This window comes from Pseudomonas sp. WS 5011, assembly GCF_012985775.1.
GTDB classification, from domain to species: Bacteria; Pseudomonadota; Gammaproteobacteria; order Pseudomonadales; family Pseudomonadaceae; genus Aquipseudomonas; species Aquipseudomonas peli.
Genome location: NZ_JAAQXA010000012.1, coordinates 40,116 through 53,557, shown reverse-complemented (window position 1 = coordinate 53,557; position 13,442 = coordinate 40,116). Strand labels below are relative to the sequence as shown.

At 61.7% G+C, this 13,442-nt stretch carries 11 protein-coding genes and 1 pseudogene; 5 read left to right on the top strand and 7 right to left on the bottom strand.

Annotated elements, in window-relative coordinates; translation table 11 throughout:
- Window positions 1-82 precede the first annotated feature (82 nt).
- The 7 genes and pseudogenes from HBN63_RS14085 to HBN63_RS14060 form a co-directional block, all read right to left on the bottom strand.
- On the bottom strand, window positions 83-625 hold the full coding sequence (locus HBN63_RS14085; protein WP_160086695.1) for a DUF3833 domain-containing protein: 543 nt from the start codon (window positions 623-625) through the stop codon (window positions 83-85).
- 22 nt (window positions 626-647) lie between these two features.
- On the bottom strand, window positions 648-1,898 hold the full coding sequence (locus tag HBN63_RS14080) for a heme biosynthesis HemY N-terminal domain-containing protein (protein WP_170049860.1): 1,251 nt from the start codon (window positions 1,896-1,898) through the stop codon (window positions 648-650).
- Window positions 1,895-3,100, bottom strand: a complete 1,206-nt coding sequence (locus HBN63_RS21930) for a uroporphyrinogen-III C-methyltransferase (RefSeq protein WP_345940489.1) — start codon at window positions 3,098-3,100, stop codon at window positions 1,895-1,897. The genes HBN63_RS14080 and HBN63_RS21930 overlap by 4 nt, the downstream gene beginning before the upstream one ends.
- A 33-nt stretch (window positions 3,101-3,133) precedes the next feature.
- Window positions 3,134-3,889, bottom strand: a pseudogene (locus HBN63_RS21925) (uroporphyrinogen-III synthase); the annotation flags it as partial.
- On the bottom strand, window positions 3,886-4,824 hold the full coding sequence (hemC, locus tag HBN63_RS14070; protein WP_090254630.1) for a hydroxymethylbilane synthase: 939 nt from the start codon (window positions 4,822-4,824) through the stop codon (window positions 3,886-3,888). The pseudogene HBN63_RS21925 and the gene hemC, both read right to left, overlap by 4 nt.
- A gap of 223 nt (window positions 4,825-5,047) precedes the next feature.
- A complete protein-coding gene (locus HBN63_RS14065) occupies window positions 5,048-5,794 on the bottom strand; it encodes a LytTR family DNA-binding domain-containing protein (protein ID WP_090254627.1) in 747 nt (248 codons plus the stop codon).
- The gene (locus tag HBN63_RS14060) at window positions 5,791-6,873 is read right to left on the bottom strand and encodes a sensor histidine kinase (RefSeq protein WP_170049858.1); all 1,083 of its coding nucleotides are present in this window, start codon (window positions 6,871-6,873) and stop codon (window positions 5,791-5,793) included. Before HBN63_RS14060 ends, HBN63_RS14065 begins: the two co-directional genes overlap by 4 nt.
- Before the next feature lie 254 nt (window positions 6,874-7,127).
- Here HBN63_RS14060 and argH point away from each other — a divergent pair, with 254 nt between their 5' ends.
- From argH to HBN63_RS14035, 5 genes are all read left to right on the top strand, one after another.
- Window positions 7,128-8,522 (top strand): argininosuccinate lyase, encoded by a 1,395-nt coding sequence (argH, locus tag HBN63_RS14055; protein WP_170049857.1) that lies wholly within the window; start codon window positions 7,128-7,130, stop codon window positions 8,520-8,522.
- A gap of 202 nt (window positions 8,523-8,724) precedes the next feature.
- A complete protein-coding gene (locus HBN63_RS14050; RefSeq protein ID WP_170049856.1) occupies window positions 8,725-9,489 on the top strand; it encodes an endo alpha-1,4 polygalactosaminidase in 765 nt (254 codons plus the stop codon).
- A 227-nt stretch (window positions 9,490-9,716) separates the two neighbouring features.
- Window positions 9,717-9,986: a hypothetical protein gene (locus HBN63_RS14045; protein WP_170049855.1), complete on the top strand. Its 270-nt coding sequence runs from the start codon at window positions 9,717-9,719 to the stop codon at window positions 9,984-9,986.
- Window positions 9,987-10,162: 176 nt separating this feature from the next.
- A complete protein-coding gene (locus HBN63_RS14040) occupies window positions 10,163-10,408 on the top strand; it encodes a TIGR02647 family protein (protein WP_090254617.1) in 246 nt (81 codons plus the stop codon).
- Between the two features lie 175 nt (window positions 10,409-10,583).
- On the top strand, window positions 10,584-13,439 hold the full coding sequence (locus HBN63_RS14035; RefSeq protein ID WP_170049854.1) for a class I adenylate cyclase: 2,856 nt from the start codon (window positions 10,584-10,586) through the stop codon (window positions 13,437-13,439).
- Window positions 13,440-13,442: the final 3 nt, after the last annotated feature.

Genomic DNA, 13,442 nt, shown 5'->3' with positions numbered 1-13,442 from the left:
ATCTGTGAGCCAGATTATTCCCGCCGGCCTGGGCCTTCAAGGTAGCGCCGGAGAAAATTTCATACAAGCGTTTAACCGGCGACTATTCGGCTTTACCCGCCACGGCGGGCTTGTAAAAGCTCAGGGTGACCTGACCCAGATCGATCCCCCACTTCGACATCCGTGCGCGGTTGAGCATCACCTGACCATCCATCAGGAACATCCAGTCATCAAAATCAACCACATAGGTTGAGTCATCGACCTTTAGCCGCAGTTTGTAACGCCAGTGCAAGGCGTTGCCGGCCACTTCACCGATAGCCTCGCCAACCACATCGTCTGCCGTGCCACGCCAGCTGCCGTCAGCCTGTTTTTTAAGGGTCCAGACGCGCCGCTCGGTGCTGCCATCGCTGTAGGTAAAGCGCTCATCCAGCACGCCTACATCGCCATCCCAGGTGCCGGTCATGGCCACATGGAAGCGCTTGACCACTTCGCCGGAGCGGTTCTGGAACATCCCCCAGGCCTGCATATCACCCTTGAAGTAATCGCTCAGCTCTAGGCGCGGCTGCTCATTGGCGTAATCACTCACCTGCGGGCCGGCGCACCCTAGCAACAGTGCCATCAGACAACCCATCAACAACGTTCGCATAAGCACCTCGGGCAACAGTTATTCAGTTCTCAACGGACAAGGCCGGCGTGCACAAACGTGCGTCGAGCAAGCGCAGGCCTTCCTGATACAGGCTATTGCTGCGCTCCAGCTCACCCAGTTGCGCCAAGAGACGAGCCAGCTCGGCACATGTTTCCGGGTGACGCTGAAAGGCCAGACTGGTTTCCAGATAATCCTTGGCCTTGCCCCATAATTGACTGTGCAGGCACAACCGCCCCAACGTCAGCAACAACCCGGCATCCTGCGGGTGTTGCTTCAGCCATGCTTCGGCGGCTTGCAGCTGCTTGCCCAAATCACTGCCTCGCAGCAAGCCGTACAGGCGCACCAGAGCGGTGTCGTAGTGCTGTTTCAAGTAAGAGCGCAGCAGCGCTTCAGCCTCAGCTTCCGCACCCAACAGGCGCAGTTGCTCGGCGTAAATCGCCAGCAGTTCGGGCTCCTGATGCTGTGCGGTTGGCATGGCCTGCCATGCGTGCTGCAACGCCAGCAGTGCGGCAGGCGCCTCGCCATCAGCCGTCTGCGCAGCTTGCAACAAGCGGCCACGCCAGGCCTGACGCTCAAGCTCGCTCAACTCGGCATTGCCCAGGGCTTTCTCCTTGCGCAACTCTGGCAGCAGGCCGAGCAACGCTGACCAATCGCCCGCCTGCAGATACAGCTGCTGCAGCTGACGCAAGACTAGGTGATGGTGCGGATGACGCGAGCGCATGACCTGCAGGGTATCCAGCGCATCCGCCGTCTGGCCGCGCGCCAGCTGTAATTCGGCGTGCTGCAGCGCAATCGCCAGCTCAGCCTGCGGCTGGCGATTGAGCGCCTGCTCCAACAAGTCATCGCTATCACTGTGATGCCCCAGCTGATGCGCAGCCTGCGCGGCGCCGAGGTAGTAGCTCAACGGTTGCGGCGAGTCGTTGGCCGCCTGTTTAAGATGACGCAAAGCACGTGCCCAGCGACCTTCGGCAAGATCGAGAAAGCCCTGCTCAGACGCCAGCCGCACGCGACGACGTTTGTGCAAGCGTGACCACGGGTTGAGCAGGCCCCCCGATGTCACCAGCAACCTCACGCTCAATCGCAGCAGATAAACCAGCAGCCAGAGCGCCAGCGCAAGAGCGACAAATGCCCACAGGCTGGACTCATATCGAAAGCCCTGGAAAGCAATCAGTACATAGCCCTTGTGCTCCGCCAGCGGCAGACCGAACAGCACCAGGCTGGCGACACCAACAACCAGCGCCAGGATCAGCAGCAACCAATAGAAGCGCTTCATTGCAGCGCCTCCTGCAGTTGCGCCTCAACATCATCGGTGGCAGCAGCGGCGGGCTCAGCATCGACCTGCTGCTGGCTGCGCGCGGCCTGCTTGGCCTGGAGATAGGCTTGCACGGCATTCAGCGTCTGGCTGAGGTCCGGTGGCGTCACTGCAATCGGGCGCTCAGCTAATTCATCAATGCGCGCACGCAGGGCGCGGCTGTTGGGGTTGTCCACATCGAAGTGCGCGTCCAGCACCTCACGCGCCTGCTGCAGGGCTTGCTGGTACACCGCCGTCTGACCGTGCAGTGCGCCCCACTGCGCCTGCTCCAGTGCCAGACTGAGAGCCAGACGCACTTGGGTCAGGCTCTGCCCGGCGAGCACAGGGCGGATATTGCGGTCGGCGTTGAAATCGATACGGAAGTATTCCGACAAGGTCTGCAGGCCGCGCTGCCACCACTGCGGCTCCATGACACCTTCGTCAGCCAGCTCGCTGAGCACACCGCCCTCACCGCTGAAACTCGGGGTCAGGGCATTGAGTTGTGCCACCTGATCGCGCAGAGCGCCCAGTTGCAGAAACAGCCCGGTACGGTCTGGGTTGGCGGTCGAACGCAACGCTTGCAGGCTCTTGGCTAATTGCTCGCGGGCAGCAAATGCGGCGGGATCATCCTGTTCGTGGAGGATTTCATCGGCAGCCTGCACCAGCGCGGTGGCGCTGTTGATGTCCTGCAACGCTGACAGGCGCAGGCTGGCCAGGCGCAGCAGATGCTCGGCCTCGGCCAGGCGCCAATCCTGCCGGCTGGCACCCAGCACGGTTTCCAAGCGCTGGTTGAGCAGCTGCTGGTCGCCCTGCAGCTGTGCCAACAGGCGGCGACGGGTTTCCAGCTCCTCGACACTGGGCAGCTGATCGAGGCGAGCCTCTAATTGCTTACCCGTCTGCGCCAGGCTTTGCGCTTCACTGCGCGCGTCCTGCAACTGGCCTTGCTGTTGTTGCTCGCGAGCGTCCAGCGCCTGCAACTGCCAAAGCCCCCAACCGCCTGCACCGGCACCGGCCGCCGCAACCAGTAAAGCCAGCAGTGCCAGGCCGTTGCCACGCGAAGCGGGTTTGCCCGCAACCGCTGTGGGTGTAACGGGTTTCGCCGCAGCCTGCACAGGCTCGGACGGCTGTTGGCTCACATCGTGATCCTGCGGGGCTTGCTCTTTCGGAGTAGTTGCTTCGCTCACGTATCCATCCTTTGCGTCAGAGATCGGGGCAGGTTGCGCCTGCAAGGCTGCCAGCAACGCCGCGGCACTCGCGCCGCGGCAGTCCACAACAAATTGTGCACCTGCCGCACGGGCCATTTCGGCCACTCGCGGGCTGGGTACAAACAAGGGTAGCTGGGTCAGCTCGGCCCAAGCTTCAGCGGCCAGCTCGCGCAAATGCACAAAGCCCTGCCCACTGCTGACCACCAGCGCGTTCAGGCGTTCAGCTTGAATGCGTTCGGCGAGCGCAGCCGGCGGATAATCCGGCAGCACCCGGCGATACAGTGGCAGATAGTCCACCTGCACGCCTTGGCCGCGCAAGCGCTCGGCAAGTAACTCTCGGCCACCCTCGCCACGCAGGATCAACACCCGTGGACTGGCGGTCGCCGTCAACGCCTGCTGCAGTTGCGGCAGGGCGAGCAGCGCCTCGCTGTCATCGGCCTGCTCTGGATAGTGCACCTGCAGGCTTCGCTCGCGGAGAATTTGCGCAGTGGCTGCACCGACGCTGAACCAGGGCTGCTCGGCAGACACTGGCGTTTGGTAGCGATCCAACAGATCAAGCACCAGCCGCGCCGCCGGCTTGCTCACCACGATCACCGCGCTATAGCGCTGCAGATCGACAAGCGTGGCGCGCTGCTCGGCACTCTCGCTCAGCGCCTCAATGGCCAACAACGGCAAGCTGCTGCTGTAGATGCCCTGCTCGGCCAAGGTTGCCGCCAGCGCGGCCGACTCCTGGGCCGGTCGCGTCAGCAGCAAACGCCAGCCCGTCACTCGGCAGCGGCCTCGCCGTAAACGGCTTGCAGAATGGCCGCAGCTCCCTGGGCCAGCAGGGCTTCAGCCACCTGCACACCCAGCTGTTCGGCTTGCGCTAGCGGGGCACGGTTTTCCGCCCGCAGCAGCAAACCGCCATCCGGCTGGCCGACCAGGCCGCGCAACCACAGCTGCTCGCCCTCGAGCACCGCGTAGCAGGCGATTGGCACTTGGCAGCCGCCGTTCAGATGCTTGTTCAGTGCGCGCTCGGCGGTCACCCGCAGTGCGGTATCACGGTGATGCAGAGGCGCCAGCAGGGCATGGATCTCGCTGTCGGCCGTGCGGCACTCGATGCCCACCGCGCCCTGACCACCCGCTGGCAGGCTGTCTTCAGCGCTGATCGAGGAACGGATGCGCGCTTCGAACCCAAGGCGAATCAGGCCGGCTGCAGCAAGGATAATGGCGTCGTACTCGCCGGCATCCAGCTTGGCCAGACGGGTGTTGACGTTGCCACGCAGGAACTGGATTTTCAGATCCGGGCGGCGCGCCAGCAGCTGGGCCTGACGGCGCAGACTGGAGGTGCCGACCACGCTGCCTGCGGGCAAGGCATCGAGGCTGGCATAGGTGTTGGAAACGAAGGCATCGCGCGGATCTTCACGCTCGCAGATGCAGTACAGGCCCAGGCCTTCGGGGAAGTCCATCGGCACATCCTTCATCGAATGCACGGCGATGTCGGCCTGGTTCTCCAGCATCGCGGTTTCCAGCTCTTTGACAAACAAGCCCTTGCCGCCAATTTTCGCCAGCGGCGCGTCGAGCAGCTTGTCGCCACGGCTGACCATGGGCACCAGGCTGACCTTGAGGCCAGGATGCGCCTGTTCCAAGCGGGCTTTGACGTGTTCGGCCTGCCACAGGGCCAGGGCACTTTTACGGGTGGCGATGCGGATTTCGCGAGACATGGGCAATTCCAGAAAACGAACTGCCGGGGATAATAACAGGCTGGCCCAGATCAGGCCTGCGACCCTAGCTGCTAAAGCTCCTTAGCAACCAGTATCGGATCTGGCGAGCTAGAGTGAGACAAGGCGGAAACAGGCGAGGAAGCGGAGTTTACTGTTGTAAATGAGCATTCCGAGCCTGTTTCCAACGTAGGATCGCCGACGCGCAGCAGATCCAGCAAGAACGCTAAAGGTTGTGCATCAGCTTGCGCACCCCGGCCACATGCCGGCGGCTGACAATCAGCGCTTCCTCGTTCATGCCCTTGAGGAACAGCTGGAAATGCCCAAGCGGCGTGCGTTGCAGACGTTCAATGCGCTCACGAGCAACCAGCGCATTGCGGTGAATGCGCACAAAGCGATCACCAAACTCGTCTTCCAAGGCTTTCAGCGGCTCATCCAGCAGCACTTCACCGCCCGCATGACGCAGGGTTACGTATTTATGGTCGGCAATAAAGTAGATCACCTGATCCAGCGGAATCAGCTCGATGCCTTTGCGGGTGCGTGCACTGATGTGGCTGCGCGGGCCGCCACCGCTGTCTACTGCAGGACGGGTCAGGGCGGCGAGTTGCACTCGGTTGGGCCGCTCGGCTTTCTTCAGCGCCTCACTGAGGCTTTCTGCGCGCACCGGTTTGACCAGATAGCCAACGGCGCTGACCTGAAAGGCTTCCAAGGCAAATTCATCATGAGCGGTGCAGAAAATCACGGCTGGCGGCGCCTCGCGCTCACATAGCCTTGCTGCCACCTGCAAGCCATCCAGGCCCGGCATGCGGATATCCAGCAACACCACATCCGGCCTCAGGCTGTCGATCAGGCTCAGGGCCTCCTCGCCGTTGCTGGCTGCGGGTTCAAGCACGCGATAGCCATCGAGTTCGCCCACCATGCGGCTTAGGCGCTCTCGGGCCAGGGGTTCATCATCGACAATCAGGACATTCATAATGCACGGGCTTCCTGCTTGGGTCTCGCACAAGGATAGCGTAGACAAGTGAAGTGGCGTCCGTCACGGCGCTCTACGCTGAGACTGGCCCGCGGCCCGAAAAGTGCCACCAGCCGCGCATCGATATTGGTCAGCGCCTGATGGGTACCGCGCGACGGCGGCTCCTCGCCTAGTTGTTCGTATGGATTGCTCACGCACAGCTGGAATACCCCATCGTGATAACTTGCTTCGACCCGCACCAGGCCACCCTCAATGCGCGGCTGAATGCCGTAGATCAAGGCGTTTTCCAGTAAAGGCTGCAACGTCAGTTGTGGAATCGGCAGATCGTCCGGCACATCAACAATCTCCCACTGCAACTGTAGACGCTCGCCGAGCCGATAGCGCTCAATCGATAAATATCGTTGCGCCAGCTCCAGCTCTTCACGCCAGGGCACCAGACTACCGGGCTTGGCCAGGCTGGCACGGAACAAGTCGGAGAGATCGAGCACCGCCTGCTCGGCCTTGTACGGATCGACCACCACCAGGCTGGCGATGCTGTTCAGGCTGTTGAACAGAAAGTGCGGGCGGATGCGCGCCTGCAACGATTCGATGCGCGCGCGCAGCTCGGCCTGCTCCTGCTTGCGCCACTGGCTCTGCAGGTAGAAATAGCGCAGCAGCAACGCCGACATGATCAGGCTGATCAAGGCATGGCGCAGATACAGGTTGACCTCGCCGGTACGCGGCAACGGCCCACCCAGCTCGTAATAGTCCGCCACGGCAGTACAGATCAGACTCAGGGTGACCACAATCGCGCAGCACAAGGCGCCGGCCGTAGCTGCCGGCATGCGCGCCATCAACGGGCGCAGGCGGCACAGCACGGCAGCCGAGAGCAGCACAATCCACTGCACAAACAGCGACGTCAGCGCCAGGCGCACCCAATCGAAGCCCGGCAGCATCGGCTCGGACAACACCAGCACCAGCACCAACAACTCAGCCAGCAGCACCATGCTCAGCAGCGCTTCTGGCTGGCAAAGCTCGGGCACAAAGAAGTCATCGACCAGTGGTGGTTGTTTTTCTGATGAAGCGCTTTTTATTTTCATCGCCGCAGTTTCCGCGTGAGCCACGCCAGCAGCAAGATAGACAGCTGCGACCGGGCAAAATAAAGCACCGAAATGCGCCCGCCGCGATAAAACTGTGAACGGCGCAACATTGCTCTAGTGCAGCCTAGCTGCGCCCACCGACAAAGCGACGCGGCGAATTTGCCGGCCAGCCTGTTATTATCGGCGCACTTTTCCGTCTTGCCGGCCGCCCCAGCGCGGCCAGCCCGTTTTAGCGCACCAGCCGAGCGAAGCCCATGAGCACTGAAAAAACCAACCAATCCTGGGGCGGCCGCTTCAGCGAGCCAGTCGATGCCTTTGTTGCCCGCTTTACCGCCTCCGTCGAATTCGACAAGCGCCTGTATCGCCACGACATCATGGGTTCCATCGCCCACGCCACCATGCTGGCCAAGGTCGGCGTGCTGAATGATGCCGAGCGCGACGCCATCGTCGACGGTCTAACGCAGATTCAGGGCGAGATCGAAGCCGGCCAGTTCGACTGGCGCGTCGACCTGGAAGATGTGCACATGAACATCGAAGCGCGCCTGACCGACCGCATCGGCGTGACCGGTAAAAAACTGCACACCGGGCGGAGCCGCAACGACCAAGTAGCTACCGATATCCGCCTGTGGCTGCGCGACGAGATCGACCTGATCCTGGCCGAGATCACCCGCCTGCAGCAGGGTTTGCTGGAGCAGGCCGAGCGTGAAGCCGAGACCATCATGCCCGGCTTCACCCACCTGCAAACCGCCCAGCCAGTGACCTTCGGCCACCACCTGCTGGCCTGGTTCGAAATGCTCAGCCGCGACTACGAGCGCCTGGTCGATTGCCGCAAACGCACCAACCGCATGCCGCTCGGCTCGGCGGCGCTGGCCGGCACCACTTACCCGATTCAGCGCGAAGTCACTGCTCAGTTGCTGGGTTTCGACGCCGTTGGCGGCAACTCGCTGGATGGCGTGTCGGATCGCGACTTCGCCATCGAATTCTGCGCTGCAGCCTCGATTGCCATGATGCACCTGTCGCGCTTCTCCGAAGAGCTGGTGCTCTGGACCAGCGCGCAGTTCCAGTTTATTGATCTGCCGGACCGTTTCTGCACCGGCAGCTCAATCATGCCGCAGAAGAAAAACCCCGACGTACCGGAGCTGGTGCGCGGCAAGACTGGCCGGGTATTCGGCGCGCTGATGGGCCTGCTGACCCTGATGAAAGGCCAGCCGCTGGCCTACAACAAGGACAACCAGGAAGACAAAGAACCGCTGTTCGACGCCGCCGACACCCTGCGCGACTCGCTACGCGCCTTTGCCGACATGATCCCGGCGATCAAACCCAAGCACGCGATCATGCGTGAAGCTGCACTGCGCGGCTTCTCCACCGCCACCGATCTGGCCGACTACTTGGTACGCAAGGGCCTGCCGTTCCGCGATTGCCACGAAATCGTCGGTCATGCGGTGAAATACGGCGTCGAGTCCGGCAAGGATCTGGCCGAGATGAGCCTGGAAGAACTGCGCCAGTTCAGCGAACAGATCGAACAGGACGTGTTTGCCGTGCTGACGCTGGAAGGCTCGGTCAATGCTCGCAACCATATCGGCGGCACCGCACCGAATCAGGTAAGAGCAGCGGTGGCGCGCGGCCAGGCGCTACTCGCCTTGCGCTAAACCCTACGGGCGCGACCCCGTCGCGCCCTTATTCGCTGCCGGCATAAGACCTGAACTGACAATGCCAAAAAAACAGCGTCAATTTGCAAACAGCCCTGCAAAATGCGAACAAACCCGCCGCCAGCCGCTGGCGTACTCTTTCCTGCAGGCCAAATACTTTCCTCCACGCCACCAGACACTCGTCTGCGCACTGGAGAAAGCCATGAAAATCTTCCAACGCTTACTCGCAAGCATCGGCACGCTCACCCTCGCCGCCTGCGTCAGCGCTACACCCATCGTTATTCCCAGCCAGGCAAGCTGGCACTGGCAACTCAGTGGCAAACTGAAAACCCCCGAGCGCCAGGTTTACGACATTGACCTGTTCGACACCTCAACAACCACCATCACCAACCTGAAAGGCCAGGGTCGTATCGTGGTCTGCTATTTCAGCGCAGGGAGCTGGGAAGACTGGCGCAGTGATGCCGCCCAATACCCTAAAGAAGCGCTGGGTGCACAACTGGACGGCTGGCCGGGCGAACGCTGGCTGGATATCCGCCATCCCGCTGTTCGCACACTCATGGCCAAACGCATACGTTTGGCGGCCGAAAAAGGTTGTGATGCTGTCGAACCGGACAATGTGGACGGCTACAGCAACGGCAATGGCCTGGGGTTGAGTGAGGCAAACCAGATCGACTACAACCGCTGGTTAAGCCAGCAAGCGCATGAGCATAACCTGGCAATTGCATTGAAAAATGCAGTTGAGTTGATCCCCGCCCTGGTCGATGACTTTGACTTTGCCCTCAACGAAAGTTGCTATGCCTACAAGGAGTGCGAGGCGTACCGTTTATTCAGGCAGCAGGGCAAAGCTGTTTTCATCGCGGAATACCGCTCTCACAACAGCAACATGTGCAGCAAAGCTTCCGCCTCTGGTTACCAGTTGCAGTTCTTCAAGCGCGCCTTGAACGCCGTGGGCTCACCCTGCAAGTAATAGTCCCGCGCGAAAAACAGCGTACTGGCGTCTAGCGCTGCACACCCGTATGCGGTGATCGCCCGATCACCGCAACCCACCGCGCTGAATGTGCGTGCACCCGTGCATCAGCATTGACGCTGGCGATGCCTGCCCGCAAAAGCAATTCATCCACGCTCTGCCTGCACCCGGTCACTCGCCTTTACGCCCACACATGGCACACTGTAGGCCCCACCAAGGAGCCGCACATGAGCGAGCAAGAAGACGAAGATTTTGCCCAGGACACCCTGATCCAGGCCATCGAAAACCAGCTGGAAGCCGGCGAACCGGCCTTCGTCCAGGCGGTGCTGAACAAGCTGAGTCTGGTCGGTTACGAGCGCGACGAGATTATCGAGCTGATGGCCCTGGTGCTGGCCGATGAAATTGACGTCATGCTGCGCGATGACCGCCCCTTCGATCTCGCCCGCTATGAGCAAGGCCTGCGCGCCCTGCCCGAGTTGCCCGAACAGGCACCGTAATCAGCGCCGAAAAATTTACCCCACAGCACGCCAACTTCTGGCAGCATCAGGTCACAGCAGACTGCCTGGCGCTTCACTACACTGCTTCGCAGGCTGCCTGTTGTTTCAGCCGATTTACCGCAGCGGGTGCTGCAGCCGCCGGCCGCAGCTCACTAAAACAAGAAGCTGGAGTACTTATGGCCTTTACCCCTGAACTGATTGCCGAACTGGAAATCCTCGCGCTGTTTAACCTGGGCACCACTCAGGAAGGAATCAAGGTTCACCACACTGCCACCCCCTCGGCGATTGCCGCTGCCCAACGCCTGCATGACAAAGGCCTGATCAACCAGCCAGACGGCGGTTATCTGACCAGCCTGGGGCTCGACGCCGCCGAACACGCGCAAGTTCTGCTGACCATTCTCAATGTGACTGAAGCGGCCTAAGAAGCACCTGAAAACCTCGCTCACTGGCCCAACCGAAACGGCTTCTAAGACAACCCAGCCTGCGTCGCAACGGCTTTCTCAAGCTGCCCGTGACGCAGGCGATAACCCTGTATCCGCCGCCGTCCGCCAGCCGCCTGGCCAGGCATGATCACGCACCGCCCTGCAGAGCCTGAGCATGAGCCGTACCGAGGAAATTCGCCCAGACATTGAAGACGGTATCGACCGCAAGGTACTGACGCAGCTGCGTGCGCGCTTCCTCAAACTCAACCAAGGCCGCCTGCAACGCGCCATGCAGGCGCTGTCGACGCGCCAGCAACTGGTGCTGAAGCTGTTACCACTGCTGTTCCACGTCAATCACCCGTTGCTGCCCGGCTACGTTTCCGGCCTGACCCCAGCCGGCCTAAGCGGCTTTGAACCGGATGACGAACTGTTGTCCGAAGTGCAGCGCCTGACCCGCTCGTTCGCCTACAAGCCCTACCGCGGCAAACAGACACTGCCAATCCACGGCCTGTTTTTGATGGGCAGCCTGGGTACCGTGGCTCAGGCTGAGCAAAGCGACATGGACCTATGGGTGTGCCACGCCAGCGACCTCAGCCCGCAACAGCTGCATGAGCTGAACAAAAAGTGCGCGCTGCTGGAAAGCTGGGCGGCCACCTTCGGCGCAGAAGCGCATTTCTTCCTGATTGATCCCGCGCGTTTCACCCAAGGCGAACGCGAGGCGCAGTTGACCTCGGACGACTGCGGCACCACCCAGCACTATCTGCTACTCGACGAGTTCTACCGCACTGCCATCTGGCTCGGCGGGCGTACGCCGCTGTGGTGGCTGGTTCCGGTATATGAAGAACAGCGCTATCAGCACTACACCAGCACCCTGCTAGCCAAGCGCTTTATCCGCGCCGAGGACGTGCTCGACCTCGGCCATCTGGCGCGCATTCCGCCGGAAGAATTTATCGGCGCCGGCATGTGGCAATTGTTCAAGGGCATCGAGTCGCCCTACAAGTCGGTGCTCAAGCTGCTGCTTACAGAGGTTTACGCCAGCGAACACCCAAAGGTCGAGTGCCTGTCGCTGCGCTTCAAGCAGGCGGTGTTCGCCAATCGCCTGGATGTCGATGAGCTAGACCCCTATATCGTGGTCTACCGGCGCCTGGAGGAATACCTCAAGGCCCGTGGCGAGCATGAGCGCCTGGAGCTGATCCGCCGCTGCCTGTACCTCAAGGTCGATAAGAAGCTCAGCCGCCCACCGCGCAATAACCGCAAAAGCTGGCAACGTCTGCTGCTGGAGCGCCTGACCCGCGACTGGAACTGGGACAGCCGCCAACTGGCGATGCTCGACAGCCGCAGCCAGTGGAAGGTGCGCCAAGTCAGTGCCGAGCGGCGCATGCTGGTCAACGAGCTGACCTACAGCTACCGCTTTCTCTCCGAGTTCGCCCGCAGCGAACACGCGGGCAGCTCGCTCAACAGCCGCGACCTGGGCATCCTCGGCCGCCGCCTGTATGCCGCCTTCGAGCGCAAGGCGGGCAAGATCGAATTTATCAATCCAGGCATTGCCCCGGACCTCGCCGAAGACACCCTGACCCTGGCGCAGAACCCCAGCCCGGACGAGCCCAATGAAACGCTGTGGGCGCTCTACAGCGGCAGCGTCAACGCTCAGGACCTGGAAGACTTTTCACCGCTCAAACGCTCGCGCGAGCTGGTTGAACTGCTCGCCTGGTGCCAGCGCAATGGCGTAATCGACAACAGCACACGGCTGTCTTTGCACCCAGGCGCCAGTGACCTGACCGAGTATGAGCTGTCCAACCTGCTCAACAGCTTGCAGCAGGTGGTGCCATTGCCCTTGCCGGCTGTCGATGAGGCGGCGCTGCTCAGCGCCAGTGTAGCCAGCGAGGTGCTGCTGCTGGTCAACGTTGGCGTCGACCCGCTCAGGCAGTTCAGCCAGATGAACATGCACATGACCACCGAGCGCACCGATGCACTGGGCTATTCCGGGGTGCGCGAGAACCTGATTCTGACCATCGACCAGGTCACCCTGAACAGCTGGAACGAGCTGCTGGTGACCCGCTATGACGGCCCACATGCGCTGCTCGACTGCCTGCGCGACTTCCTCAACGCCCTGCCCGCCCGCGGTAGGAAGCCGAACCTGCGCGTACGCTGTTTCTGCCGCAACCGCGCCACGGCGATTGCCGAGCGGGTGGAAGAGCTGTTCCGCGAAACCCTGGGTAGTTTCAGCAGCGATCAGGCCAACCGCTACCTGCTGCAGATCAAACAGCAGTATCACCTGCTCGAATTGAAACCTGGCCATGTCAGCCACACCAGCCTGAAAGACCTACCCACCCTGATCGAGCACCTGGGTGAGGAGCTGCCCGGCTACAGCGAACTGCACCTGGACCGCAGCGCCCTGGAAGGGGAAGACCTGGCGCTGATTCTGCCCGTGGGACGGCCGCAGTGCATTCAAGTGTTCTACCGGTTGAATGAAGCCAGCGCCACGGCTGAGCTGAGCGTGCTCGATGAACACAACGCCCTGTGGCGCCAGCAGATGCCGTTCCGCGATGAGCAGAGCCTGCTGACCCCGCTGCAACGTTTTCTGCAATCGGTGCTGTACCGGCGCAACGCCTTGCTGCCGCTGGATAACCTGCCGGCGCATCAGCCGCTGGAGGTGCTGTATTACCAGGTGCTACCGGACGCACCTTTGCGCGCCCAGCGTTTGGAACGCCGGCCGCCGCCACTGTCACCGATCAGCCACCCATTCTATGACGTACAGGCCATCGTCGAACCTGGCGATGGCAAGCGCTCACACGTCACCCTGTACTGTAATCACCGCGAATTTTCCGAGCTGGAGTACGCTGGCGACCTATACGCCGCCGTGGCCCAGCACATCCTCGCGCAGCGCCGCGATGGTGCGCGCTACCCCTGCTACATCACCGACCTTGATCTGTCGGCAGTGCTGGGCGAAGGGCACATGCAGAGCGTGCATTACCTACGCTACAAGAGCCGCTTGGAGGCGGCACTCAATCAAGCCCTGCAAAAGGCCTGACCG